The 25,348-nt window shown below is 71.3% G+C and carries 26 protein-coding genes; 6 read left to right on the top strand and 20 right to left on the bottom strand.

All coding sequences use genetic code 11. The features are described from left to right. Positions 1-13: 13 nt before the first annotated feature. The 5 genes from EDF21_RS03860 to EDF21_RS03880 all read right to left on the bottom strand — a co-directional run bounded on the left by EDF21_RS03860 (position 14) and on the right by EDF21_RS03880 (position 2,940). The gene (locus EDF21_RS03860) at positions 14-337 is read right to left on the bottom strand and encodes a DUF2469 domain-containing protein (protein ID WP_056046179.1); all 324 of its coding nucleotides are present in this window, start codon (positions 335-337) and stop codon (positions 14-16) included. 73 nt (positions 338-410) lie between these two features. Next, positions 411-1,049, bottom strand: a complete 639-nt coding sequence (locus tag EDF21_RS03865; RefSeq protein WP_123570348.1) for a ribonuclease HII — start codon at positions 1,047-1,049, stop codon at positions 411-413. After that, the gene (gene lepB / locus EDF21_RS03870; protein ID WP_123570349.1) at positions 1,046-1,795 is read right to left on the bottom strand and encodes a signal peptidase I; all 750 of its coding nucleotides are present in this window, start codon (positions 1,793-1,795) and stop codon (positions 1,046-1,048) included. Before lepB ends, EDF21_RS03865 begins: the two co-directional genes overlap by 4 nt. Positions 1,796-1,862: 67 nt before the next feature. Next, positions 1,863-2,210 (bottom strand): 50S ribosomal protein L19, encoded by a 348-nt coding sequence (gene rplS / locus EDF21_RS03875; RefSeq protein ID WP_043596315.1) that lies wholly within the window; start codon positions 2,208-2,210, stop codon positions 1,863-1,865. A 160-nt stretch (positions 2,211-2,370) separates the two neighbouring features. Further along, positions 2,371-2,940, bottom strand: a complete 570-nt coding sequence (locus EDF21_RS03880) for a hypothetical protein (protein WP_056046186.1) — start codon at positions 2,938-2,940, stop codon at positions 2,371-2,373. A 38-nt stretch (positions 2,941-2,978) separates the two neighbouring features. Between EDF21_RS03880 and map the strand changes: the two genes are divergently transcribed. Next, on the top strand, positions 2,979-3,749 hold the full coding sequence (gene map, locus EDF21_RS03885; RefSeq protein WP_123570350.1) for a type I methionyl aminopeptidase: 771 nt from the start codon (positions 2,979-2,981) through the stop codon (positions 3,747-3,749). A gap of 76 nt (positions 3,750-3,825) precedes the next feature. Here map and trmD read toward each other — a convergent pair whose 3' ends face one another. Genes trmD through rpsP form a run of 4 tightly spaced genes read right to left on the bottom strand, consistent with a single transcriptional unit; the run spans position 3,826 to position 5,830 of the window. Beyond that, positions 3,826-4,518 carry a tRNA (guanosine(37)-N1)-methyltransferase TrmD gene (gene trmD / locus EDF21_RS03890; protein ID WP_054145618.1) on the bottom strand — a complete coding sequence of 231 codons (693 nt, stop codon included), beginning with the start codon at positions 4,516-4,518 and terminating at the stop codon, positions 3,826-3,828. Between the two features lie 3 nt (positions 4,519-4,521). Continuing rightward, on the bottom strand, positions 4,522-5,169 hold the full coding sequence (rimM, locus tag EDF21_RS03895; RefSeq protein WP_233568352.1) for a ribosome maturation factor RimM: 648 nt from the start codon (positions 5,167-5,169) through the stop codon (positions 4,522-4,524). Positions 5,170-5,173: 4 nt separating this feature from the next. Beyond that, positions 5,174-5,410 carry an RNA-binding protein gene (locus tag EDF21_RS03900; protein ID WP_043596309.1) on the bottom strand — a complete coding sequence of 79 codons (237 nt, stop codon included), beginning with the start codon at positions 5,408-5,410 and terminating at the stop codon, positions 5,174-5,176. A 3-nt stretch (positions 5,411-5,413) separates the two neighbouring features. Further along, a complete protein-coding gene (gene rpsP, locus EDF21_RS03905; RefSeq protein ID WP_123570351.1) occupies positions 5,414-5,830 on the bottom strand; it encodes a 30S ribosomal protein S16 in 417 nt (138 codons plus the stop codon). Positions 5,831-6,133: 303 nt separating this feature from the next. Between rpsP and EDF21_RS03910 the strand changes: the two genes are divergently transcribed. Next, the gene (locus EDF21_RS03910; protein WP_123570352.1) at positions 6,134-7,279 is read left to right on the top strand and encodes a glutamate--cysteine ligase; all 1,146 of its coding nucleotides are present in this window, start codon (positions 6,134-6,136) and stop codon (positions 7,277-7,279) included. Between the two features lie 91 nt (positions 7,280-7,370). Here the strand turns inward: EDF21_RS03910 and ffh are convergent, their stop codons facing one another. Continuing rightward, the gene (gene ffh / locus EDF21_RS03915; protein WP_123570353.1) at positions 7,371-8,942 is read right to left on the bottom strand and encodes a signal recognition particle protein; all 1,572 of its coding nucleotides are present in this window, start codon (positions 8,940-8,942) and stop codon (positions 7,371-7,373) included. Positions 8,943-9,046: 104 nt separating this feature from the next. On the opposite strand from ffh, the gene lipB reads away from it, so the two are divergent. Next, positions 9,047-9,730, top strand: coding sequence for a lipoyl(octanoyl) transferase LipB (lipB, locus tag EDF21_RS03920; RefSeq protein ID WP_123570354.1), 684 nt, complete (start codon positions 9,047-9,049; stop codon positions 9,728-9,730). After that, positions 9,727-10,713 carry a lipoyl synthase gene (gene lipA / locus EDF21_RS03925; protein ID WP_123570355.1) on the top strand — a complete coding sequence of 329 codons (987 nt, stop codon included), beginning with the start codon at positions 9,727-9,729 and terminating at the stop codon, positions 10,711-10,713. Before lipB ends, lipA begins: the two co-directional genes overlap by 4 nt. A 20-nt stretch (positions 10,714-10,733) precedes the next feature. On the opposite strand, the gene ftsY is transcribed toward lipA, so the two are convergent. Then, positions 10,734-11,615 carry a signaling recognition particle receptor family protein gene (gene ftsY / locus EDF21_RS03930; RefSeq protein WP_369794381.1) on the bottom strand — a complete coding sequence of 294 codons (882 nt, stop codon included), beginning with the start codon at positions 11,613-11,615 and terminating at the stop codon, positions 10,734-10,736. 197 nt (positions 11,616-11,812) lie between these two features. Here ftsY and EDF21_RS03935 point away from each other — a divergent pair, with 197 nt between their 5' ends. Together EDF21_RS03935 and EDF21_RS03940 are read left to right on the top strand one after the other, a co-directional pair. Next, entirely contained in the window at positions 11,813-12,829 is a 1,017-nt protein-coding gene (locus tag EDF21_RS03935) for a TerC family protein (protein ID WP_123570356.1), read from the top strand. Between the two features lie 87 nt (positions 12,830-12,916). Beyond that, a complete protein-coding gene (locus EDF21_RS03940) occupies positions 12,917-13,498 on the top strand; it encodes a histidine phosphatase family protein (protein ID WP_056046205.1) in 582 nt (193 codons plus the stop codon). An 86-nt stretch (positions 13,499-13,584) separates the two neighbouring features. On the opposite strand, the gene EDF21_RS03945 is transcribed toward EDF21_RS03940, so the two are convergent. From EDF21_RS03945 to coaD, 9 genes are all read right to left on the bottom strand, one after another. After that, positions 13,585-17,319: an AAA family ATPase gene (locus EDF21_RS03945; RefSeq protein ID WP_123570357.1), complete on the bottom strand. Its 3,735-nt coding sequence runs from the start codon at positions 17,317-17,319 to the stop codon at positions 13,585-13,587. A 103-nt stretch (positions 17,320-17,422) separates the two neighbouring features. Next, complete coding sequence (locus EDF21_RS03950) at positions 17,423-18,436, bottom strand: Fpg/Nei family DNA glycosylase (RefSeq protein ID WP_123570358.1); 1,014 nt, start codon at positions 18,434-18,436, stop codon at positions 17,423-17,425. 2 nt (positions 18,437-18,438) lie between these two features. Further along, positions 18,439-19,191, bottom strand: coding sequence for a ribonuclease III (gene rnc, locus EDF21_RS03955; protein WP_056046210.1), 753 nt, complete (start codon positions 19,189-19,191; stop codon positions 18,439-18,441). 37 nt (positions 19,192-19,228) lie between these two features. Beyond that, positions 19,229-19,432: a 50S ribosomal protein L32 gene (gene rpmF, locus EDF21_RS03960; protein WP_043593937.1), complete on the bottom strand. Its 204-nt coding sequence runs from the start codon at positions 19,430-19,432 to the stop codon at positions 19,229-19,231. A gap of 71 nt (positions 19,433-19,503) precedes the next feature. Continuing rightward, positions 19,504-20,025 carry a DUF177 domain-containing protein gene (locus EDF21_RS03965; RefSeq protein ID WP_082452364.1) on the bottom strand — a complete coding sequence of 174 codons (522 nt, stop codon included), beginning with the start codon at positions 20,023-20,025 and terminating at the stop codon, positions 19,504-19,506. A 77-nt stretch (positions 20,026-20,102) separates the two neighbouring features. Continuing rightward, positions 20,103-22,418: a DUF3488 and transglutaminase-like domain-containing protein gene (locus EDF21_RS03970; protein WP_123570359.1), complete on the bottom strand. Its 2,316-nt coding sequence runs from the start codon at positions 22,416-22,418 to the stop codon at positions 20,103-20,105. Further along, entirely contained in the window at positions 22,411-23,739 is a 1,329-nt protein-coding gene (locus EDF21_RS03975; RefSeq protein ID WP_123570360.1) for a DUF58 domain-containing protein, read from the bottom strand. The genes EDF21_RS03970 and EDF21_RS03975 overlap by 8 nt, the downstream gene beginning before the upstream one ends. Positions 23,740-23,741: 2 nt before the next feature. Next, positions 23,742-24,773, bottom strand: a complete 1,032-nt coding sequence (locus EDF21_RS03980) for an AAA family ATPase (RefSeq protein WP_370274447.1) — start codon at positions 24,771-24,773, stop codon at positions 23,742-23,744. A 29-nt stretch (positions 24,774-24,802) separates the two neighbouring features. Then, positions 24,803-25,285 (bottom strand): pantetheine-phosphate adenylyltransferase, encoded by a 483-nt coding sequence (gene coaD / locus EDF21_RS03985; RefSeq protein ID WP_056046215.1) that lies wholly within the window; start codon positions 25,283-25,285, stop codon positions 24,803-24,805. Positions 25,286-25,348 lie beyond the last annotated feature (63 nt).

Consider the following 25,348-nt stretch of genomic DNA (forward strand, 5'->3'; position numbering starts at 1 on the left):
TGGCGACGGATGACTACTCGTCGAGTGCGAGTTCTTTCGGGAGCTCGAGGTCGCGGCTCGTGAGCTCTTCGACGTTGACGTCCTTGAAGGTGAGCACCCGGACCGACTTGACGAAGCGGTCGGAGCGGTAGACGTCCCAGACCCAGACGTCGGTCATCGACAGTTCGAAGTAGAAGTCGTGCTCGGTGTCACGCCGGACCAGGTCGACCTCGTTGGCCAGGTAGAAACGCCGCTCGGTCTCGACCACGTAGCGGAACTGCGACACCACGTCGCGGTACTCGCGGTAGAGCGCGAGCTCGACCTCGCGGTCGTAGTCTTCGAAATCGTCCTCGTCCATCGGAGTCGAGCTTACGCGGCCCTCGGGGCAGCGGTCGCCGTCGTCCCTCTGCTCCCGGCGTAGGTGCTCGAGGTCAGTGCAGCCAGGTGAGGCGGTGCAGCGGCGACGGACCCAATTCGGACAGGGCCCCGTAGTGCGCCGACGAGCCGTAGCCCTTGTTGCCGGCCCAGGCGTAGCCCGGGTGGACGCCGTCGGCCTCGATCATCAGCCGGTCGCGTTCGACCTTGGCGATGACCGACGCCGCCGCCACCGACGCGCAGTCGCGGTCGGCCTTGACCCTGGTCGTGATGCGCGGAGGGGTGGCGAGCTGGGGTGACAGGTAGTCGTGGTTGCCGTCGAGCACCACCACGGACTGCATGATGCCGACACCGGCGTGGTGCAGCGCCGTGAGGGCACGCTTGCCCGCGAGCCCGAGGGCGACGACGATGCCCAGCCGGTCGACCTCGTGCGCTTCGGCGAAGCCCACCGCGTGATGGGACACCCACGACGTCGCCAGCGGGTAGAGGGCCTCGCGTCGCTTCTCGGACAGGAGCTTCGAGTCGCGCAGACCCGCGGGGACGTCGAGGCACTCGACGTGGACCGCCCCGAGCCCGACCGCGACCGGCCCGGCGATGGCGCCCCGACCGACCTCGTCGCAGCCGATCACCCAGGTCGCGCCGGCGGCGTGCAGCTCTCGTTCGTAGTCGAGGGTGGGGTCGACGACGGGGCTCATTCGCCCTCTCGCTCGGTGCCGCGGAAGACGTCGGGGTAGTCGCCGAGCCACGTCCAGCGCTCGGTGGGCCAGCTGATGACGAAGGCGCGTCCGACGACGTCGCTCATCGGGACGAACCCCTTGCTCGGGGTGGCGCCGTTGTAGCGGCTGTCCTTCGAGTTGTAGCGGTTGTCGCCCATCACCCAGAGGGAGTCGGCGGGCACCGTGACCGAGAAGTCGTCGGCCGAGACCCGGGTCTCGCCCGGGGGCAGGTTCACGTAGGGCTCGTCGAGGGGGACGCCGTTGACCGACATCTGGCCGAAGTCGTTGCAGCACTCGACGGTGTCGCCCGGCAGGCCGATGACCCGCTTGATCAGGTGGTCGTTGCTGTCTTGTGCGCCGAGCCCGACCAGCGTGAGGAACCACGAGAAGCCGTCGGACACCGGGTTGCCGGTGGCCGTGCTGATGGGAGCCGTGCCGTCGAGCCAGCCGCCCGGGTCCGTGAAGACGACCACGTCGCCCCGCTTGACGTCGACGAGGTCGGGCACCAGCTCGTTGACGATGATGCGGTCGTTGATCTGGAGCGTCTGCTCCATCGACCCGGAGGGGATGTAGAACGACCGGATCAGGAACGTCTTGATCAGAAACGAGATCAGGAGGGCCGCCAGGAAGATGACGAGCACGTCGCGCACGAAGGTGCCGATGCCGCGCTTTCCGCCGTCGTCGCGTCGAGGACGCAGGGCGCGCCTCACTGTGTCATTCGTCATTTAACCACCCGAGCTCCCCGCCATCTTAGATGGCGAGGAGCTCGCGTGATGTCGCTGAGGGGCGTGACTAGTTGTCGCGCTTCTCCTTGATCTTGGCCTTCTTGCCACGCAGTTCGCGCAGGTAGTAGAGCTTGGCGCGACGGACGGCACCGCGGCTGACGACCTCGATGTGGTCGATGACCGGGGAGTGCACCGGGAAGGTACGCTCGACGCCGACCTGGAAGCTCACCTTGCGGACCGTGAAGGTCTCGCGGATGCCCTCGTTCTGCTTGCCGATGACGACACCCTGGAAGACCTGGACGCGCGAGCGCGTGCCTTCGATGATGTTGACGTGCACCTTGACGGTGTCGCCGGCGCGGAAGTCGGGGACGTCCGAGCGGAGGTTGGCGGAGTCAACCGCGTCGAGGATGTGCATTGTCGTTCGCTCTCTGCAACCGCCACAGGTCGACTGCGTGTCTGGGGCGCGTCACGCGCCCGTCATGATGAAGAAGGTGTGCTCTGGATCGGCAGACTCCCCTGTGGCAGAGTCGTGCGCAGGCACAAGCGCCTATTGTGCCACAGCGCGGGCACCCGTGTCAGCCTCGCGGCGTGATGGTGATGACGGGGCCGTCGTCGCCGTAGCCGGGCCGACGCCCCGCGGCGGCCCCGGTGCCCGACGCGACCCGCTCGAGATCGGCGAGCGACGTGGCCATGCGGGCCCGCGCCTCCTTCACGAACTGCCAGAGGGCGCAGGCGAACAGGCCCACGCCCGCCGCGATCGTCACGACGGCGCAGAGCGCGAACAGGGCGGTCGAGAGGTCGAGGGACGAGACCCCGCCGGCGACCTGCGTGAAGGCCGACGCGGACGCGGACTCGGCGGAGCTGTCGACGATGAAGAACCCCAGGCCGAGCTGGCCGAGCCAGGACAGGGCTAGCAGACCCGCGTCGGCCCACGACACGGCCTTCGCCCGCCGGACGCTGCGGCGGCCCACCACCACGCCGGTGGCCACCGCCTGCCCGACGAAGAGCAGGGGAACGAGCAGCAACTGGCCGACGAACTGCAGGCCCAGCGGGACGCCGAAGAACGCCCGACCCAGCAGCACCCAGAGCGGCAACACGAAGACGGCCACCCAGAGGAGGCGGTAGAAGATCCTGCGCGTCGTCATGCGGTCGAGGCTACGAGGGCTTCGTGAAGAATGGCTGCATGATCGAACTGCGCACTCCCGACGAGATCGAACGCATGCGACCCGCCGGAGCCTTCGTCGCCCGCGTGCTCGAGGCGACCCGTGCGGCCGCGCGACCCGGCGTCGACCTGCTCGACCTCGACGCGCTCGCGCACCGCATGATCCGCGAGGCGGGGGCCGAGAGCTGCTACGTCGACTACCACCCGTCGTTCGGGGCGAGCCCGTTCGGCAAGGTGATCTGCACGTCGGTCAACGACGCGGCCCTTCACGGCCTGCCGCATCGCTACCGACTGCGCGACGGAGACCTGCTCAGCCTCGACTTCGCCGCCTCGGTGGACGGTTGGGTCGCCGACTCGGCCGTGTCGTTCGTCGTCGGCGAGCAGGCGTCGCCCGAGGACCTCCGCCTGATCGAGACGTGCGAGGTGGCCCTCGACGCCGGCATCGCGGCCTTGAGGCCGGGCGCCAAGCTCGGCGACGTCTCGGCCGCGATCGGACAGGTCGCTCGCGGGGCGGGTTACGGCGTCAACCTGCAGTTCGGCGGCCACGGGGTCGGACGCACCATGCACGGCGACCCCCACGTGCCGAACGACGGACGTGCGGGGCGCGGGTGGCCCGTTCGACCGGGCCTCGTCGTCGCGATCGAGCCGTGGCTGATGCGCGGCACGGACGCGATCGTGACCGACGCCGACGGCTGGACGCTCCGCAGCGTCGACGGCTCGCGGGCCGCGCACGTCGAGCACACCGTCGCCGTCACCGAGGACGGGCCTCTCGTGCTCACCGCGCGCGGATGACCCGGACGGGCCGTCCACGGCGGGCCCTCCTCGGCGGGTCGAGCCGGGACGCCCGGAGCGCGCTGGCTCGGCCCGATCAGTCGAGCAGGTCGGGCCGTACCCGGCGGGTTCGTTCGAGCTGCTGCTCGCGACGCCAGGTCGCGATCGCCGCGTGGTTGCCGCTCAGCAGCACCGGAGGCACGTCGAGACCCCGCCAGGACGCCGGCTTGGTGTAGCTGGGGTACTCGAGCAGGCCGTCTTCGTGGCTCTCTTCGGTGAGGCTCTCGGGGTTGCCCACGACGCCCGGGACGAGACGACCGATGGCCTCGATCATCGCCGTGACGGCGACCTCGCCACCGTTCAGCACGTAGTCGCCCAGGCTGATCTCGCGCACCGTCGCCCGGGTGGCGGCGTGCTCGACGACGCGCTGGTCGATGCCCTCGTACCGGCCGCAGGTGAAGACCAGGTGCGGAGCGAACGCGAGCTCGCGAGCCGTGGCCTGGGTGAAGGGCGTGCCGGCCGGCGACGGGACGATCATGATCGTGTCGTCGGGCGTGGACGTCTCGCCGAAGACGTGGTCGAGCGCCTCGCCCCAGGGCTCGGGCCGCATGACCATGCCGGCCCCGCCACCGTAGGGGGTGTCGTCGACGGTGCGGTGCCGGTCGTGCGTGAAGTCACGCAGGTCGTGCACCTCGACGTCGAGCAGCTTCTGCTGCCGCGCCTTGCCGAGCAGCGAGATGTCGAGCACCCCGAAGAACTCGGGGAAGATCGACACGATGTCGATGCGCACGGGTCAGCGCTCGTCGTCGGGAGCGGACTCGCCGTCGGAGGCCGGCTCGTCGACACCGTCGGCGACCGACCGGTCGACGTCGTCGGAGGCCGGCTCGTCGTCGGTGTCGTCGGCCAGCTCTTCGAAGAGCCCCTGCGGCGGGGTCACGACGACCACGCCGCCCTCGACGTCGACCTTCGGCACGAGGGCCGAGACGAACGGGACGAGGACTTCGCCCGACGCGGTGTCGACCGCGAGCAGGTCTTGGGCCGGCAGGTGGTCGACCCGGGCCACGGTGCCCACGACGACGCCGTCACGCTCGACGCGGAGGCCGACCAACTGGTGGTCGTACCAGGCGTCGGCCTCGTGGGGCAGTTCGTCGGCGTCCTGGTCGACCCAGAGGATCGCCTTGACGAGCGACTCGGCCGCCGTGCGGTCGTCGACCCCGTCGAAGAAGCCCACCGGGTGGCTGTTGTACCAGCGCAGCTCGGTGAGGGTGAGGGTCTTGTCGTGCCAGGCGCTGTCGGCGGGCACCTGGAGGCGGAACACGGCACCCGGCACGAAGCGTTGCTCGGGGGTGTCGGTGAAGAGTTCGAGCTTGAGGGCGCCCTTGAGGCCGTGGGCCTTGGTCAGGCGCCCCACCCGGAGTTCGGTCTTGCGGTCGGACGGCACGGTTCTAGAGATCGCCGTCGACGACGTCGACCCGGACCCGCTTGCCGTCGGCCAGCGCGGTGATCAGGGTCCGGAGGGCCTTGGCGGTGCGACCGGCACGGCCGATGACGCGACCGAGGTCGTCCGCGTGGACGTGCACCTCGAGGACGTCGCCTCGTGGGGAGTTCTTCTCCACGACCTGCACCTCGTCCGGGTGATCGACGATCCCCCGGACGAGGTGTTCGAGTGCAGGTGCGAGCACCGACTACGCCTCGGTGGTCTCGGCGTCGTCGCTGGACTCGGCGGGAGCCTCGGCCTTGGCCGCGGGCTTCTCGGTCTTGGGCACGAGGACCGGCTTCTTCTTCTCGTCGGCGACGAAGGCCTCTTTCGGAGCCTTGGTCTTGACGGTGCTGACGGCGTCGGCGTCGCCCTTGAACTTGCCCCAGTCGCCCGTGAGCTTCAGCAGAGCGGCGACTTGCTCGGTCGGCTGAGCGCCGACGCCGAGCCAGTACTGCGCACGCTCGGACTCGACCTCGATGAACGAGGGCTCCTCGGTGGGGTGGTACTTGCCGATCTCTTCGATGACGCGACCGTCACGCTTGGTGCGCGAGTCGGCGACGACGATGCGGTAGTAGGGGGCGCGGATCTTGCCCATGCGCTTGAGACGGATCTTGACAGCCACAATTCTCCTGTGTGATGTGATGTGGGCGAGTTGCCAGCCGTGAGCGTGGGGGCACACTCGGCTCGAAAGCTCTGATGGGAGTCGAACGTCGTCTGATTAGAGGGTCGGACGACAGAAGACTCGACCTCCCATTGTTGCAGACGAAAGGCCATCTGCACGAATTGCGTCGCATCGTGTCCGACACCGCGCCTCCTCGGCGTCACCGGACGTCACGGGCGGCGCAGGCCGGCCCGCCGGACGGCCCCGACCGGCACCCGACTGGCAGGATGGAACCGCCCTGACGCCCACGGGAAGGCCACGCGGATGCGCATCGATTTCACGACCTCAGAGCGGTCGACCCTCGGCGTCGAGTGGGAACTCGCCCTCGTCGACCACGAGTCGGGAGAACTGGCGCCGCACGCCCCGGCGATCCTCGCCGACCTGGCCCACGTCAACGACGGCGGTCCGGAACGGTTGACCACCGAACTGCTCACCAACACGGTCGAGGTCGTCACGGGCGTGCACCGCCGGGTCGCCGACGCCGTCGACGACCTCCGGGGCACGATCGACCTGGTCCGGGGCCCGGCCTCCGTGCTCGGCGCCGACCTCATGTGCGCCGGGACGCATCCCTACAGCCGCTACGCCGACCAGGAGGTGACGCCCGACAAGGAGCGTTACGCCACCCTGATCGACCGGACGCGGTGGTGGGGCCGCCAGATGATGATCTGGGGCGTCCACGTCCACGTCGGCATCGACGACCAGGACAAGGTGCTGCCCATCCTCAACGGCATGCTCACCTACCTGCCGCACTTCCAGGCGCTGACGGCGTCGAGCCCGTTCTGGGTCGGCGAGGAGACCGGGTACGCCTCGAACCGCGCCCTGATGTTCCAGCAGCTCCCGACGGCGGGCTTGCCGCCCCAGTTCGCGACCTGGTCCGAGTACGAGGCCATGGTCGCCGACATGACCCACACCGGCGTGATCGACGACCACAGCGAGTTGCGCTGGGACCTCCGCCCCTCACCGAAGTGGGGCACCCTCGAGACGCGCGTCTTCGACGGCATCGCGACGACCGACGAGCTCGCCGCCGTGACGGCACTGGTGCAGTGCCTCGTCGACGACATGTCCGAGCGACTCGACCGCGGCGAGACCCTGACGAGCATGCAGCCGTGGTTCGTCCGCGAGAACAAGTGGCGCGCCGCCCGCTACGGCATGGACGCCATCGTGATCCAGAACGCGGCCGGCGACGAACGACTGGTGACGGACGACCTGCGCGAACTCGTGACGTCGCTCGAGCCGGCGGCCGAACGCCTCGGCTGCCTCGACGAACTGCACTCGCTCGCGACGATCACCGACCGCGGGGCCAGCTACCAACGCCAGCTCACCGTCGCCGCCGCGCACGGGGGCGACCTGCGCCCCGTCGTGGCGTCGCTGGTCCGCGAGTTCGACGAAGGGCTGTCCGCAGCCGAATGACCAGCCGCCTGCGGCGCGACGGGCACACGACGACGCCCGCCCCGCATCAGGCGGGGCGGGCGTCGAGGACCGACAGGAGGCGCGGGTCGGCTCAGCCGCGCCCGAGCATCTTCTGCAGCGACGCGAGTTCTTCGGGCGAGGGCGCCGCGCCACCCGCGGCGGCCCCGCCGCCGCCGAGCCCGAAGCCCGAGCCGCCGGGAGCCGAGGACGCCGGCCTGGCACCCGTGGTGAGGGCGGCGTTCTGTGCGGCACGCTTGGCCGGGTTGCCGGCCTTGGAGCCCTTCTTCTTGGGCTGAGCCTTCTTGCCGGCGTACGAGGCCCCGGGGATCGGCCCCATGCCGGGCACCTGGGGCACGCCGCCCTTGGCGACGGTCTTCATCATCTTCGACGCCTGCTCGAAGCGCTGGACGAGCTGGTTGACGTCGGTGACCGTCATGCCCGAACCGCGGGCGATGCGGAGGCGACGCGAGCCGTTGAGCAGCTTGGGCATCGCTCGCTCTTGCTTGGTCATCGACTGGATGATCGCCTCGGTGCGGACGATCTCGCGTTCGTCGAAGTTCTCGAGTTGCTCGCGCATGCCCTTGGCACCCGGCAGCATGCCGAGCATGCCCTTGATCGAACCCATCTTGCGCAGCTGCTGCATCTGCGTGAGAAAGTCGTCGAGCGTGAAGGAGTCGGTCGCGATCTTCTGCGCGACCGCCATCGCCTCTTCTTCGTCGAAGGCCTGCTGGGCCTGCTCGATCAGCGAGAGGATGTCGCCGAGGTCGAGGATGCGGCTCGCCATGCGGTCGGGGTGGAACGGCTCGAAGTCGTCGAGCGACTCACCCGTCGAGGCGAACATGATGGGGCGGCCGGTGACCGAGGCCACGCTGAGTGCGGCACCACCGCGGGCGTCTCCGTCGAGCTTGGAGAGCACGACGCCGGTGAAGTCCACACCGTCCTGGAAGGCCTTGGCGGTCGCGACGGCGTCCTGACCGATCATCGCGTCGATGACGAAGAGCACCTCGTCGGGATCGACCGCCTTGCGGATGTTCGCGGCCTGCTTCATGAGCTCGGCGTCGACGCCGAGACGGCCGGCCGTGTCGACGATGACGGTGTCGTACTGCTTGTCGCGGGCGTACTTGATGGCCTGCTTCGCGACCTTGACGGGGTCGCCGACGCCGTTGCCCGGCTCGGGCGCGAAGACGTGGGCACCGGCCTGCTCACCGACGACCTGCAGCTGCGTCACCGCGTTGGGGCGCTGGAGGTCGGCCGCCACGAGCATGGGCGTGTGGCCGTCCTTCGCGAGCCACTTGGCCAGCTTGCCCGCGAGGGTCGTCTTGCCGGCACCCTGGAGGCCCGCGAGCATGATCACGGTCGGCGGGTTCTTCGCGAACTCGAGCCGGCGCTGCTGACCACCGAGGATCTGCACCAGTTCTTCGTTGACGATCTGGACGACCTGCTGCGCCGGGTTCAGCGCCTTGCTGACCTCGTCGCCGAGGGCGCGGTCGCGGACCGTGTTCGTGAAGGCCTTGACGACGTCGAACGCGACGTCGGCGTCGAGCAGGGCACGACGGATCTCACGCACGGTGCCGTCGACGTCGGCGGGGCTCAGCTTGCCCTTGTTGCGGAGGTTCTTGAACGTTTCCGCGAGGCGGTCGGAGAGGGTTCCAAAAGTGGCCATGGTGCGCCCATCTTAACCGACCGTCGGCCTCCTGTGCTGCGTGGCCGCGCCTCCTCGGCCCGTCGTTGTTGTACCGAGTGCATCAATGGGCCTAGCCTCGGGGTGTGACCACGACGCGACGCACGGGCCTCACGGGCCCGCCACTCGACTACGACGAGGGCCTGCGCCTGCAGCGCGAGCTGCACGCCGACGTCGTGGCCGGCCGACTGGACTCGGCCCTCGTCCTCTGCCAGCACCCGTCGGTGTACACGGCGGGCACGCGGACGCAGCCCGCCGACCTGCCGCGCGACGGCTCCCCCGTGACCCGGGTGGACCGCGGCGGACGCATCACGTGGCACGGCCCCGGCCAGCTCGTGGCGTACCCGATCGTCCGCCTGCCCGAACCGCTGGACGTCGTCGCCCACGTCCGGGCGCTCGAGGCGTGCCTGATCGCCGTGTGCTCGGGCGTCGGGGTGTCGGCCGTCCGCGTCGAGGGGCGCAGCGGCGCCTGGGTGCGCGGACCGCTCGGCGACGAGAAGGTCGCGGCGGTCGGCGTGCGGGTCGCCGAGGGAGTGACGATGCACGGCGTCGCCCTCAACTGCGACGCCGACCTGTCGCCGTACGCCGGGATCGTGCCCTGCGGCATCAGCGACGCCGGCGTGACCAGCCTGACCCGCGCCTCCGGGAGGCGCGTGGCCGTGACCGACGTCGCGGACGCCCTCGAGACCTCCCTGACCGCCTACCTGACCAGCCTCGAGACCGTCGGCCGCGTGCCGGCCCGACCCGACCCCGTGGGAGCCCACCGATGACGACGACCGCCCCCGAGGGACGACGCCTGCTGCGCGTCGAGGCCCGCAACGCCGAGACCCCGATCGAGAAGAAGCCGACCTGGATCAGGACGACCGCGAGGCAGGGCCCCGAGTACCGCGCCCTGACCGAGCTCGTGGCCGACAAGAAACTGCACACGGTCTGCCAGGAGGCCGGCTGCCCGAACATCTTCGAGTGCTGGGAGGACCGGGAGGCCACGTTCCTGATCGGCGGCTCGCAGTGCACGCGGCGCTGCGACTTCTGTCAGATCGACACGGGCAGGCCGAGCCCGATCGACCGCCGCGAGCCCCTGTCGGTCGCCGAGTCGGTGCGCGAGATGGGGCTGCGCTACGCGACCGTGACAGGCGTCGCGCGCGACGACCTCGACGACGGAGGCGCGTGGCTCTACGCCGAGACCATCCGTCGCATCCACGAGCTGAACCCGGGCACGGGCGTCGAGATCCTCGTCCCCGACTTCAACGGTCGCCCCGACCTGCTCGCGCAGGTCTTCGACGCCCGTCCCGAGGTCTTCGCCCACAACGTCGAGACCGTGCCGCGCATCTTCAAGCGCATCCGCCCCGCGTTCACCTTCGAGCGGTCGCTCGACGTCATCCGGCAGGGGCACGACGCCGGCCTGGTCACCAAGTCGAACCTCATCCTCGGCATGGGTGAGGAACGCGACGAAGTGATCGACGCCCTCGAGCGCCTGAGGGAGGCGCACACCGACGTCATCACGCTGACCCAGTACCTGCGTCCCAGCCCGCGACACCTGCCGGTGGCGCGATGGGTGCACCCGGACGAGTTCGTCGACTTCCGGGAGATCGCGGAGGACATGGGGTTCAGCGGCGTGCTGGCCGGGCCGCTCGTGCGCTCGTCGTACCGGGCGGGCCGACTCTGGGCGAGGGCGACCGAGGCGCGGGGCGAGGTCGTGCCCGAGGCCCTGCGACACCTGCTCGAGGCCGGGGCCGGGCGCCAGGCCGTGTGACCCGTGCCCGCCGGGGCTCGCTACGCGATGAGGTTCTGGACGAACACGTGCGGCGTGAAGCCCGTGAGGTCGCCGATGCCCTCGCCCTGCCCGACCAGCTTGATCGGGATGCCCGTCTGTTCTTGCACCGCGAGGACGAAGCCGCCGCGGGCCGAACCGTCGAGCTTCGTCAGCACGAGGCCCGTGACCCCGGCGTGCTCGATGAAGGCCTGCGCCTGGGCGAGGCCGTTCTGACCCGTCGTCGCGTCGAGCACGAGCAGCACCTCGGCGATCTCGGTCTGCTTCTCGACGACGCGTTTGATCTTGCCGAGCTCGTCCATCAGGCCCGACTTCGTCTGCAGGCGCCCGGCGGTGTCGATCAGGACGATCTCGATGCCCTCGCGCATGGCGAGCTCGACCGTCTGGAACGCCACGGACGCGGGGTCCTGCCCCTGTTGCTGCGGGCGGACGATGCGCGCCCCCGCCCGATCGGCCCAGGTCGCGACCTGCTCGACGGCCGCGGCCCGGAACGTGTCGGCCGCGCCCACGACGACCGAGCGGTCGTAGTTGCGGAGGAACTTGGCGAACTTGCCGATGGTGGTCGTCTTGCCGACGCCGTTGACGCCGACCATGAGCACGACGGCGGGTCGCGCGCTGAGCTTGAGGGTCGAGTCGAGCTTGGAGAGGCGCTCCTCGAGGGTCTCGCGCAGCATGCGCTTGAGGTCGGCGGGGTCGGTGGTCGAGTAGCGCTGCACCTTCGCCTGCAGGTCGTCGATGATCTGCTCGGTCACGTCCGGGCCGAAGTCGGCGCCGATCAGGGCGGCCTCGAGGTCGTCCCACGTGGTCTCGTCGATCGTCTTCTTGGCGAACATGCCACGGAGGGCACCGGAGAGGGACCAGGGAGAAGCCATGCGGGCCAGCATATTCGGCCCCGGGCGAGACCGCGGACGTGCAGAGGCTGTAAGCTCGCCAGGTTGAAGGGGAGTACTCCCACGCGGTGGCGTCGTCAATACGGAAGAGACCGATCTCGACCCGGTGCACCGGTTCGCAGCCGTCCTGATCAGGACGCGTCGCGAGTGGAGGAGACCTTCGGTACCCGCTGCGTACTGGAGGTACACACATGGACGTCCACTTCTTGACCTGGGCGATCACCATCGCCGGCATCATCGGCCTGCTGTTCTTCGACTTCTTCAGTCACGTGCGCACGCCGCACGAGCCGACCATCCGCGAATCGGCCATCTGGTCGGGCGTCTACATCGGCATCGCCGTCCTGTTCGGCGTCGGGGTCGGCGTCTTCTCGAACTGGACCTTCGGTGGCGAGTACTTCGCCGGCTACATCACCGAGAAGGCCCTCTCGGTCGACAACCTGTTCGTCTTCCTCATCATCATGACGAGCTTCGCGGTGCCCCGCATCTACCAGCAGAAGGTGCTGCTCGTCGGCATCGCCATCGCCCTGCTGTCGCGTGGTCTGTTCATCGCGGCGGGCGTCGTCATCATCGAGAACTTCTCGTGGGTCTTCTACCTCTTCGGCATCCTGCTCTTCTGGCTCGCCTACAGCCAGGTCAAGGGCGGCCACGGCGACGACGAGAAGGACGAGGCGGACAGCAAGCTCATCCGTGCCCTGCGCCGCGTCATCCCCACCTCGCAGGACTACGACGGCCAGAAGCTGACCACCAAGGTCGACGGCAAGCGCCTCTTCACCCCGCTCTTCCTCGTGATGGTCGCGATCGGCCTGACCGACGTGCTCTTCGCGCTCGACTCGATCCCGGCCATCTTCGGCCTCACGCAAGAGGCCTACATCGTCTTCACGGCGAACGCGTTCTCGCTGCTCGGCCTGCGCCAGCTGTACTTCCTCATCTCGGGCCTGCTCGAGCGCCTCGTCTACCTCGCCCAGGGCCTCGCGGTCATCCTCGCCTTCATCGGCGTCAAGCTGCTGTTCCACGCCCTGCACGTCAACGAGGTGCCGTTCATCAACGGCGGCGAGCCGATCACCTGGATCCCCGAGATCCCGATCTGGTTCTCCCTCGGCTTCATCGTGCTGACGATCGCCGTCGCGACCGTCGCCAGCCTCGCGAAGACCCGACGGGACGCCCGCGCGAAGGCCGACGTCACGGCGAGCACCGACGACGACCACTGATCCCCCGACGGGCGGCCCCCACCGGGGCCGCCCGTCGCCACTCCCCCGCGGCACCCCCGCGGCCGCACCACGGAACGGAACACCCCGATGCGCCTCGAACTCATCCGCCACGGTCAGACCGACTGGAACCTCGCCGACAAGCTCCAGGGCTCCTCGGACATCCCCCTGAACGACACGGGCCGCGGCCAGGCCCTCGAGGCGGCTCGCCTGCTGGCCGGCGTCGAGTGGAGCGCCATCGTGTCGTCGCCACTCGGGCGTGCCCGCGAGACCGCGGAGATCATCGCCGCCGAACTGGGCATCGAGCTGGGTGACGCCTACGACGAACTGATCGAGCGCGACTACGCGTCGCACGAGGGCCGCACCCCCGAGTCGCCGATCCCCGACCAGCCGAACGCGGACTACCCCGACATCGAACCGCGCGAGTCGGTGGCGGCCCGCGGACTCGGCGCCCTCGAGATGATCCGCGACACGCGGCTGCCCCTCGACGGTGACGACGCCCACATCGTCGTCGTCTGCCACGGCACGATCATCCGGTTCACCCTCGCCGAGATCCTCGGTCGCGAGGTGCCGCACATCGAGAACGCCGCGGCGAACACCGTCGAGTGGGACGGCACCGCCTGGCACGTGCTGAGCATCAACGGCGGGGTCGTCGACACGCCGATCGACTGACACCCCGGTTCCCCACGGGGCGCGGCGAGAACGCAGGAGGCGCGGCCGCGCAGGTCGCGCCTCCTGCGTTTCGCGTCGGGGGGGGCTCAGGAGGCGTCGGTGATGCTGCGCTCGGCCGTGCCGCCCGCGGCGGTGCCGCGCTCGGCGACGACGCGCTGGCCGACGACGGCACTGACCCCGTCCTGACGCATCGAGACGCCGTAGAGGGCGTCGGCGATCTCCATCGTGCGCTTCTGGTGCGTGATGACGATCAGTTGGCTCGACTCGCGGAGGTCCTCGAAGATCGTCAACAACCGGCCGAGGTTGGCGTCGTCCAGGGCCGCCTCGACCTCGTCCATGATGTAGAACGGGCTCGGCCGGGCCTTGAAGATCGCGATCAGCAACGCCACGGCGGCCAACGACCGCTCGCCCCCGGACAGCAGCGAGAGCCGCTCGATCTTCTTGCCGGCGGGCTTCACCGTCACCTCGATCCCGGTCGCCAGCAGGTCGTCGGGGTCGGTCAGGTGGAGCGAACCGCTGCCCCCCGGGAAGAGGATCGGGAAGACCCGGTCGAAGGCGGCCTGGGTGTCGGCGAACGCGCTCGCGAAGATGGTCTGCATCTTGTCGTCGATCTCGTCGATGATCGTCAGCAGGTCCGCGCGGGTGCCGGTCAGGTCGGAGAGCTGCTCGGTCAGGAAGAGATGGCGCTGCTCGAGCGCCGCGAACTCCTCGAGGGCCAGGGGGTTCACCCGGCCGAGCCGGGCGAGCTTCTTCTCGGCCACGGCGAGCCGGCGCTGCTGCGTCGCGCGGTCGAAGGGCACGCCCCGAGGAGGCGCGGTGGCGGCCCCGGCGAGGGTCGCGTCGTCGAGGTCGGCGGCACCGTCGGGTCCGCGGGCGGCACGGCCAGCGCCCTCCCCCGTGGCGTCGTCCTCGCCCGCGGCGTCGTCCTCGCCCGCGGCGTCGACGTCGACCAGGTCGACCTCGTCGTCCACGGACGGGCGGGTCGCGACCTCGTCGTCGCTCGGCACGAGCACGTGCGGTCCGTACTCGGCGACGAGGACGTCCTCGACGAGGCCGAGCTCGGAGCCGGCCCGTTCGAGCAGCCCGGACAGGTGCAGCGTCTTCTCGTAGATCTCCATCTCGAGGCCGTGCACGCTCTCGGTCACGGTGGCGAGCCGGTCGCGCAGCTCGCGCTCGGCTCCGCGGAGCGCCTGCAGCTCGGTGTTCTGCTCGGTCCGGGCCGCCTCGGCCTTCGCCAGGACCGCGCGCGCCTCGGCCACCGACCGGGCCGCGGCGTCCAGGGTCGGCGGCAGGGCCTCGAGCACCGACGACGTGGCGGCCATCTGGCGATGCCGCACCACCGTCTGACGGGCCTGGAGTTCGGCGGCCGCCCGTTGCTCGTCGAGTTGACGCTGCAGGGCCTCGGCCCGGGCGATCTCGGCCCGGACCCGTTCGCGGACGGTCTCGAGGGCGATGCGGCGCTCGGTCTCGACGGCGCGCGCCGTCTCGACCTCGGCCAGCAGGCCGTCGCGCGCCGACGCGTCGAGCAGCGGACGCGGGCGGGCGGCGTGTTCGTCGTGGGCGGCCGCGGCGGCGTCGACGGCGCGGCTCGCGGCGTCGACGGCCTCGACCGACGCGTCGAGCGCGACCGAGAGCCGATCGACCTCGGCCTCGGCGGCCTCGACCCGGGCACGCAGACGACCGAGCTGCTGCCCGTGGGAGGTGACCCGCGCCTCCTCGTCCCGGGCGGCGGCCGCTGCCTCTTTCGCGCGTGTGCGCGTCGTGGCGAGCCGTTCCCGGAGCTCGGCGAGCCCGGGAGCGAGCCGCTCGATCTCGGTGGCCACGCCGGTGAGCCGCTCGGCGGCCGCATCACGCTCGGCGACGAGCTCGAGACGCGACCGCTCGACGCCCGACCCGCCGCGCAGCACGTAGTCGGTCAGCACCTCGCCGGCCCGCGTGATGACGGTCACGGGGACCGGGTGGCCGGCGAGTGCCCGCCAGGCCGAGCGAGCGACCGCGAGGTCGTCGGCCACGACGGTGGCGGCCAGCAGTCCCAGCACCCCGGGAGGCGCGGTGACGACGGCCGTGGCGGCGACGGTCCCGGCCGGGAGGTCGACGTCGAGCGTCGACCGGGGCCGCTCGGGCTCGGCCACGACGACCTCGACACGACCGAGCTCGGCCTCGGTGGCGTGCGCGACCGCATCGACGGCGGCCTCGACGTCGTCGGCCAGCACCGAGTCGACCACGCTGCCGAGCGCCGCCGCGACGGCGGCCTCGTAGCCGGGACTCACCTGCACGTGCTCGGCCACCAGGCCGCGGATGCCCGGTCGGCCCGCGGCGACCAGGGCGGCCGTGGCGTCGTTCTGGTCGAGGGCCAGCGAGAGCGCGCTGCGGCGGGCCGCGAGGGCGTCGCGCTCACGCTCGGCCGCGTGCAGGCGGTCGCGCCGCTCGTCGACGCTCGCCGTGAGGCTCGACAGCTGTTCTTCGGCCTCGGCCTGGACGGCGGCGTGGTCGACGCCGTCGGCGTCGGCCCGCGGGGACCGCTGCTCGAGCTCGGCGTACTCGGCCCGCCCGGCGTCGCGACGCGCCTCGGCGGCCTCGAGTGCCGCGCGCTGCCGCAGCTGCTCGCCCCGGACGGCCGCGAGCCCCGACCGTGCCGCCTCGAGGGCGCCGCGCAGGCGGGTCGCCTCGAGGTCGTGCTGCGAGACGAGGACGCTCTGGGCCTGGATCTCGACGTCGAGGGCGTCGAGGGAGGCCCGGGCCGTGGCCAGGTCGGCCCCGGCCTGTCCCACCGCCGCCTCTGCCTGCGAGACGTCGCCGCGCAGGCGCTCGGCCTCGTCGCGGGCGTCGGCGACCATGCCCGAGCTGACGGTGGTCGCCACGGCGGGTCGGTCCCCCTGCTGGGCGAGCAGCTGGAGTCGCTGCTGCGCGAGGCTCGACAGGCTGCGCAGGCGCTCGTGGACCGACTCGAGTCCGAAGACCACCCGGCGGGCCTCGTCGACGGCGTCGCCGACCATGGCCTGCTCGAGGCGGTGCTCGCGCTGCTTGTTCTCGTCCAGGCGGCCCTGCAGGACGAGGCGCTCGCTCTTGCGCTCGGCCTCGCTGCTCGACCGGGCCGTGAGCGACTCGCGGAGGGCGACGACCTCGTCGGCCAGCAGACGGGCGCGGGCGTCGCGGACGACCGCCGCGATGGTCTGCGCCTCACGGGCGATCTCGGCCTGGCGCCCGAGCGGCTTGAGCTGGCGGCGGATCTCGCCCGCGAGGTCGCTGAGGCGCGTGAGGTTCGTCTGCATGGCCTCGAGCTTGCGGAGGGTCTTCTCCTTGCGACGACGGTGCTTGAGGATGCCGGCGGCCTCCTCGACGAAGCCCCGGCGGTCCTCGGGAGTGGCGCGCAACACGGCGTCGAGCTGCCCCTGCCCCACGATGACGTGCATCTCGCGGCCGAGGCCGGAGTCGCTGAGGAGCTCTTGCACGTCGAGCAGCCGACAGCCCTCGCCGTTGATGGCGTACTCGCTGCCCCCGTTGCGGAAGAGCGTCCGACTGATCGTCACCTCGGTGTAGTCGATGGGCAGGGCCCCGTCGGAGTTGTCGATCGTCAGCACGACCTGCGCCCGACCGAGCGGACCGCGGGTCGACGTGCCGGCGAAGATGACGTCCTCCATCTTGCCGCCGCGCAGGTTCTTCGCCCCCTGCTCGCCCATCACCCAGGCGAGGGCGTCGACGACGTTGCTCTTGCCCGAACCGTTCGGGCCGACGACGCAGGTGACCCCCGGCTCGAAGGCGAACGTGGTCGCGGAGGCGAACGACTTGAAGCCCTTGAGCGTGAGGCTCTTCAGGTACATGCGCCGCGCCTCCTCGGGACTCGTGACGGGTGGTGACCCGCGCTCAAGGATAGGGGCGGAGGCCCCGCGGACCGGGGAGGCGGACGCCCTCGGCCGTCGGGGTTCAGCGCGTGCGCACCCGCTGGCAGCGGGGGCAGAAGTGACTCGACCGGTTCATGAAGGCCTCGCGCACGATGAGCGTGCCGCACCGTGGGCACGGACGCCCCTGCTGCCCGTACGCGGCGAGGCTGTGGCTGAAATAGCCCGACTGGCCGTTGACGTTGACGTACTGGGCGTCGAAGCTCGTGCCCCCCTCGCCGAGGGCCTTGAGCAGCACGACCCGCACCTCGGCCAGCAGCACCCGCGCCCGAGCCCTCGACAACGACTCGGTGGGCTGTTCGGGGTGCACCCGCGCGGCCCAGAGGCTCTCGTCGGCGTAGATGTTGCCCACCCCGCTCAGCAGACCCTGGTCGAGGAGCGCCCGCTTCACCGCCGTGCGGCGGTCCAGCAGACGGGTGATCACCCGCGCCTCGTCGAAGGCCGGGTCGAGCGGGTCGCGCGCGATGTGCGAGACCTGCTGCGGGACGCGGCGCACCCAGGCGGCCGGGTCGGCGTCGGTGCCGACGGTCGTCGTGGCGGTCGTGGTGCCGGGTGTGGCCTCCCCCGCGGCCAGGACGTCGGAACCCAGGAGGCGCGGGCCGGCGAACCCCGCCGCGCGCCCGTCCAGGGTGGGCACCGTCTCGTCGAGGGCCATCGAGCCGAAGATGCGCTGGTCGACGAAGGCGAGCCGCACGGGGCCGAGCGACGGGCTCTCGACGTCGAGCCGGATGCGCATCAGACGGTCGGGCTCGGCATCCCGGCTGCGGAGCAACACCTGCCCGCTCATGCCGAGATGCGCGACCAGGGCCAGGGGCTGCTCGTGCCGCTCGACCGGTTCGAAGGGGAACCAGAGGAACTTGCCCCGGCGGACGGCCGAATCGATCGTGCCGCCGACGAGCCGGTCGACGAAGTCGTCGCTCGGACCACGGTGTCGCTTGAGCGACCGCTGGTCGAGCACCTCGACGGCCGTCACCACGGCGCCGGACACCACCGGGTGCAGACCGGCACGGACGACCTCAACCTCGGGCAGTTCGGGCACGGTCAGTCGACGGAGGCGGCGGCCCGACGGGCGGCGGCTACGCCGGCAGCCGACGCGTTGAGGGACGTCCACGCCCCGAGGGCGGCGGCCATCTCGGCCTGCTTCTTGCTGCTGCCGGACCCCTCGGCGACTCCCTGGTCGTCGCCCAGGGCGACGACGGCGTGGAACCGTTTGTCGTGGTCGGGCCCGCTGTCGGTCACCGAGTACGAGGGCATGCCCCTGCCGAGGGTCGCTGCTAGTTCTTGCAGGCTGGTCTTGGGGTCCATCGCGGCGCCGAAGCGATCCGGGTCGACCAGCAGAGGAGCCACGAGACGCAGGACGAGCGCCGTGGCGGCTTCACCGCCGGCCTCGAGGTAGGTCGCCCCGATGATGGCCTCGACGGTGTCGGCCAGGATCGAGTGCTTGTCGCGACCACCGGTCAGCTCTTCGCCGCGACCGAGGCGCAGGTGCGGGCCGAGTCCGATGATCCGCGCCACCTCGGCCAGGGCGACGGTGCTGACCAGGCTGGCCCGACGCTTGGCGAGGTCGCCCTCGTCGAGGTCGGGGTTCTCGGTGAAGAGCATGACCGTGACGGCCTGGCCCAGGATCGAGTCGCCGAGGAACTCGAGGCGCTCGTTGTTGCCGACACCGCCGTGCTCGTACGAGTACGACCGGTGGGTCAACGCCTGGTCGATCAGGTCGTCGCTGAGCTCGATCTGCAGTCGGGACAAGAGAACAGCCCGGTCGGCACCAGGGCTCGACTCGGGCTGACTCATGCGCTCACCGCGGGGGTGGACGGGTTCACGTCGGTGATCAGACGTCGGCGACCTTGCGGCCCTTGTACTCCATGTACAGGGCGGTGCCGGCGCTGTCCTCGACGACCTTGGCACGGTGCGGGAGGCTGTAGGTGACCTTGCCGTTCTCGATCGTCTTGACGAGCTGGACCGGCGTGGCCTTCCACTGCGAACGACGAGCGTGCGTGTTGGAGCGTGACTGCTTGCGCTTCGGGACGGCCATGGGTTTCTCTTCTCTCTGTCGGCACCCTCGCGGGTGCCTGGGTCTGACGATGGTGGGTGACGCGGTGGTGTTCAGTGCTGCTCGTCGGCCGGGCGCTGGTCGTCGTGACCGGTGCCCTGTGACGTGCCGTCGGCGGGTGCCGATTCAGCCTGGAACCCTGCCAGTGCCGACCAGCGGGGGTCGGCGATCTCGCGGGGCTGGTAGTCGGGGATGTCGTCCACACGCTCGCCCGTTTCGGGGTCGAGGCCCGGACAATCCGGCCGACAGACCGGCTGGAAGGGCAGTGACAGAACCACTGCGTCTCTGACCACGGGTTCAAGATCCACGTGATCGTCTTGAACCTGATAGTCAAAAGCTTCGTCGACATCGTACGCGAAAAGCTCGGCGAAATCGACTTCGACGGGCTCGGAGATGTCACGGAGGCATCGGCTGCACTCGCCGACCGCCGTGCCCGACACGTGTGCGGACACCAGGATGCCGTCGTGCAGCCCCTCGAGCTTGACGTCGATCGCGATCTCGGCACCCTTCGGCACCGAGATCTGGCCCTCGCCGAGTTTCTCGGGCACGACGACGTCGAGCTCGTGCTCGCGCATCTCGCCCGGACGGTGCACGAGGTCGAACACCGGGACGGTGTAGGGGGTCTGGGTGAAATGAGGCACGAACGAAGAGTTTACGCCGTCGAGCCGGACGCCGCCTCCGTGCCCCCGACGAGCGACCGCGGCGCGATCGTGGCGGTGAGACGCTGCCCCACGGACGAGGAGGCCCGGAGCCCGGCGATGACCCGACGTGCGTCCGCCTGCACCTGTCGGGCGGCCGGTTCGGCTCCGAAGCGCTCGGCCTGCAGGGCGTCCAGCAGCGCGACGGACGCGGCCCGCGCCTCCTGGGCCGTGGCCGTCCGGCCGGCGGACGGTGCGTGTGACGTCGTCGCCGCGGCACCGTCGCCGAGAGCCGCGAGTCGCTGCGCCAGCAGGTCGGCGACGGCGGGAGGTGTCATCGCGGCCGTCACCGGGACGCCGAGGTCCCGAGCGGTGTCGACCACCTCATGCCAGGCGTGCAGGGCCAGGTCGGGAGGCGACGCCGACAGGCGGCGGCGACGGCGACCGGCCCGCAGCCCCGAGGGGACGACGAGGGCCGCCAGCGCGAGCGCCGCGAGCACCGACAGGGCGATCGTCGGCACGGGACCGCCGCCGGCTCCCTGGCCGGAGGCGGTGGACGTCGGCGTGGCACTCGCGCCCGGGGCCGCGCTCGTCGGGGCGGCCGACGCCGAAGGCGCCGTGCTCGCGTCGGGCGCGGTGCTGGCGTCGTCGCTCGGGACGTCGCTCGGTTCGACGCCGGTCTGCTGCAGGTACTGCTGCGGTGCGCCGAGGCCGACGGTCGGCTCGAAGGGGACCCACCCGAGTCCGGCGAAGTACAGCTCGGGCCAGGTGTGCAGGTCGTCGCTGCTGACCCGGAACGCGGCGTCGTCGCCGACGCCCTGCAGGTCGCCCGGCAGGAAGCCCACGGCCACCCGCGACGGGATGCCCAGCGTCCGCGCCATGACGGCCATCGCCGAGGCGAAGTGCACGCAGTACCCGCTGCGGACCTGCAGGAACGTCTCGATCGCGTCGAGGCCGCTGCCGTCGTAGCCGCGCTCGACCGGGGTGTCCTCCGAGTAGGTGAAGTCGCCGTCGCGGAAGAAGTCCTGCAGCTCGACGGCCGCGTCGAAGGGGTTCGCGGAACCGGCCGTCACCTGCGCCGCGAGGTCGGTGACGGACTGCGGCACCTCGTCCACCGAGAGATAGGGCGCCATGTCGGGCCCCGTGTCGTCGAGCGAGGCGACGACCTGCTCGGGGCTGGGATCGACGGGCCGGCTCGTCACCTCGTACTCGAGGCCCTGCGTGCCCTCGGAATCGCTGCGGACGGTGACGCCGCTCTCGTCGACGAACCGCCACCCGTCGTCCAGGCCCTCGATGGTCGCGGGCGGCACCGGCACGGGCAGGTACGGGCTGCGGAGCGCCCCGATCGTGACGTCGGTCGTGACGTCGCGTCGAGCGGTGCCGGGGTCGATGCCGGGAGCGTCGGGCAGCGCGTCGAGCGTGTTGAGCGGGTCGAGCGGCACGTCGGCGGGGCTCCAGGTGCGGCCCGAGAAGTCGACGAGGTCGACGAGCTTGAGGTAGTTGCCCTGCGGGTCGTCGGTCCGGTACGACAGGACGGTGACCGGGGCCCCCCGCCGGAGGTCGTCGCCGAGGTCGATGATCGGGTTGACGCCGGTCGCGAGTCCGGTCCCGGTGCCCGAACCGGTCAACGGCGCCACGCCCGTGAGCGGGACGACGGCCGTCAGCAACCCCGCCACGGCGACCGACGCGGCGGCTCCGACGAGGCCGGCGCGCGAGGGTCGTCGGCCGGTGGACACCATCAGCAGCACCAGGAAGGCCAGCACGGTGGCCACCACCCAGGGCCAGCTCGTGACGACGCCCGGGACGAAGGTCGGCACCGCCAGCACGAGGGCGGGGAAGACCCCGGTCACGACCGGCAGCTGCCCCACCGACGACAGCAGGTCGGTGACGACGGCGACGACGAGCACCGAGAGGGCGACCGTGACCAGCAGGCCGTCGTTGACCTCGACGGGGGCCGAGCCCTCGACGATCGCCGCGTTCGCCTGCGCGGACAGCTCGGGGAGGCGCGCGAAGGTGGACCCCGTCGGCACGACGCCCAGCAGGGCCGTGCCGCCCGAGGCGAACGCCGTCGTGACGAGGGCGCCCAGCACCGCCCCACCGACGACGCCCAGCCAGGAGGCGCCCCCCAGCGCCCGCACGACGAGGGAACCGCCCAGCACGACGGCGGCCACCACGGCCCCGGCCACCCACCAGCCGATCCCGACGAAGACGGGGTGCAGGCTCGCGAGCGACAGGACGAGCACGAGCCAGAGCAGGGCCGTGGTCTGCCCGCGGACGGCGCCCGCGGGCTCGGCACCGAAGAACCCCGTGCGGGTCGGCGACTCAGTCATCGAGGACTCCCGACGTCGTGATCAGGCGGCCGACGTCGACGCTCGAGTCGGTCTCGACGACCCGCCAGCCCGAGTCACGCAGCGCACCGGCGACCTCGTCGGGGGTCAGCACGCGGTCGTCGGCCCGAGCACGACCGTCGGCGGGGCGGGTGGGTCGCGAGGTCAGGCCGGCGCCGAGGGGCAGCGCGGCCGTGACGACGACCGCGACCGCCGACGATCCGGGGGCCCTCGAGGCGACGAGCAGGTCGAGGTCGGGTCGGCCCAGCCCGGAGACGACCGCCACGACGGGCTCCCGGGGTGACGGGGCCGGAGCGGGCGCCCCGGGCGCGTCGTCGAGCCGCAGGTCGGCGAGGTCGTCGAGGAACATCGTGGTCGAGTCGGGATCGTGCCGGGCGACGAGCGTGCCGCCGGGTGTCGTCAGCAGGGTCGCCGAGCCCGCGTGGCCCACCTCGACCGCGACCGTCGCGGCGAACGACACCGCCCATTCGAAGGCGTCGCTGACGAGAGGAATCGCGGCCGTCGCCGCCCTGACCCCGACCCTGCTCGTCGGGGGCAGGGTCGGACGGGCGTCCGGCCATCCCTCGGCCGCGACGGCGATGACGACCCGCGCACTCGGCAGGCCGTGCTGCTCTTCTTGCCGGACCATGAGCTCGCCGTGCCGCGCCGTGGCCTTCCAGTGCACCCGTCGCATCGGATCGCCCCGGCGGTACTCGCGGGTGACCGGATCGTCCTCGCCGCCGGCCAGGCTGTGCTCGCGCTGGCGCCTCGACCCGTCGCCCAGCGCACGGGACTCGCGGCCGAGTCCCACCTCGACGACCTCGGGCACCACGACGAACTCCGCCACGCCGGCGGCCACGACCCGTCGACGGGCCACGCCGTACGACTCGACGAGGTCGACGTGCAGCGGGCCGATGCGGTGTCGGCCGCGCGGCAGGTCGTGGTGGCGGAAGACCGCCGAGGAGGCGCGGCCCGGCACCAGCAGGACGGCTGCGGCCTCGGCATCGGACAGTCGTCCGAACGGCAGCTGTTCGCGGACCCGCACGGTGCCGGAGGTCCGCCCCCCACGAGGGAGGACCGCGACCGTCTCGACGGCGGACCACCCCGCGACGCCCCGGTCGGGAGTGAAGCGACGGGTGACCCGCACGTCGGCCGTGCGGAACAGCAAGGAGATCGTGACGGCCACGATGAGCACGACCAGGGTCGTGCCGGCGAAGACGAGGGCGGGGGCCTGGAGCAGCCAGCCCACGAGCACGACCAGCACCCCGGCGGCGAGCACGCCGACGCCACGGCCGGTCGGCCTGGGGACCCCACCCCGTCCCATGGTCAGCGCGCGTCGGCCGCGTCGCCGAGCGGGACGGCGGTCTGCTCGACGATCTCGGCCACGAGGTCGTAGGCCGCCGAGGCGGCACCGGCACCGGCTCGACCGGCGAGGATCACCCGGTGACCGAGGACGGGACCGGAGAGGGCGTCGACGTCGTCGGGGACCACGTAGCCGCGGCCGTTGAGCGCGGCCCAGGACTTCGCCGCGCGCATGAGCTGCAGAGTCGCGCGGGGACTGGCCCCGAGCCGCACGTCGGGGTGGACCCGGGTCGCCTGGACGATCCGCACGGCGTACTCCTCGACGGCCTGGGCGGTGTAGACGGTGCGGACGGCGGCGATCATGCGCGTGAGCTCGTCGAGCGACACCAGCGGGCGCAGGGTGTCGAGAGGGCTGACCCGCTCGCGTTGCTGCAGCATGCGCAGCTCGCTGCGGGCGTCCGGGTACCCCAGCGAGATGCGGGCCATGAACCGGTCGCGCTGGGCCTCGGGCAGGTTGTAGGTGCCCTCCATCTCGACGGGGTTCTGCGTCGCCACGACGAGGAAGGGCGACGGGAGGGGATGCGTGATGCCGTCGACCGTCACCTGGCGCTCTTCGAGGCTCTCGAGCAGCGCCGACTGCGTCTTCGGCGAGGCACGGTTGATCTCGTCGCCGATGACGACGTTGGCGAAGACCGGACCGGGCTTGAACTCGAAGCCGCCGCTCTGCCGGTCGTAGACCGAGACGCCCGTGATGTCGCTCGGCAGCAGGTCGGGGGTGAACTGGATGCGGGTCACGGTCGCGTCGACGGCCTTGGCAAGCGCTCGGGCGAGCTGGGTCTTGCCGACGCCGGGGACGTCCTCGATCAGCAGGTGGCCCTCGGCGAGCAACACGGTGAGCGCCGTCGAGATGGCGCCGTCCTTGCCGTCGATGACGGTGGCCACGGCCTCGAGGACGCCCCGTGCCCGCTGCTGGACCTCGTCGAGCGACATCGTGGGACCGGAGCCGGCCGCCCGGACGGCGGCGGGCTCGACGGTGTGGTCGTTGGTCGTGGTCATCGCGGCGTCCTCGTCGGGTGGGGTCGGGGTCAGGTCGTGCTGAGGTAGGCGGCGACGGCCGCCGGCACGTAGGGCGACACGTCGCCGCCGAGCGAGGCCACCTGTCGCACCAGCGAGCTCGACACGTGCGCGTGGGCGGGATCGGGCAGCAGGAAGACGGTCTCGACACCGGCCAGACTGCGGTTCATGATCGCCATCGGGGTCTCGTAGGCGACGTCGACCTGCGAGCGGATGCCCTTGACGAGCACGCTCGCCCCGACCTCGGTGCAGTAGTCGACGAGCAACCCGACGCTCCAGCTGTGCACCGTGACGGTGTCGGGCAGCCCCGCCGCCCGGAGCGACTCGGTGAGCAACGAGACCCGCTGCGCCAGGGGCAACAACGCGCTCTTCTCGGGGTTGTGCACCACGAGGACGTGGACCTCGTCGAAGATGTTGGCGGCCCGGGCGATCACGTCCACGTGACCGAGGGTCACCGGGTCGAACGAACCCGGGACGACGGCGATCCTGCTCATCCGGTCACTGTAGCCCGCCGACCCCGGACGGATGCCCAGGGCGAGGACCGGGTCGAGGACGCG

The sequence above is a fragment of the Frigoribacterium sp. PhB118 genome (assembly GCF_003751725.1).
Taxonomy (GTDB): Bacteria; Actinomycetota; Actinomycetes; order Actinomycetales; family Microbacteriaceae; genus Frigoribacterium.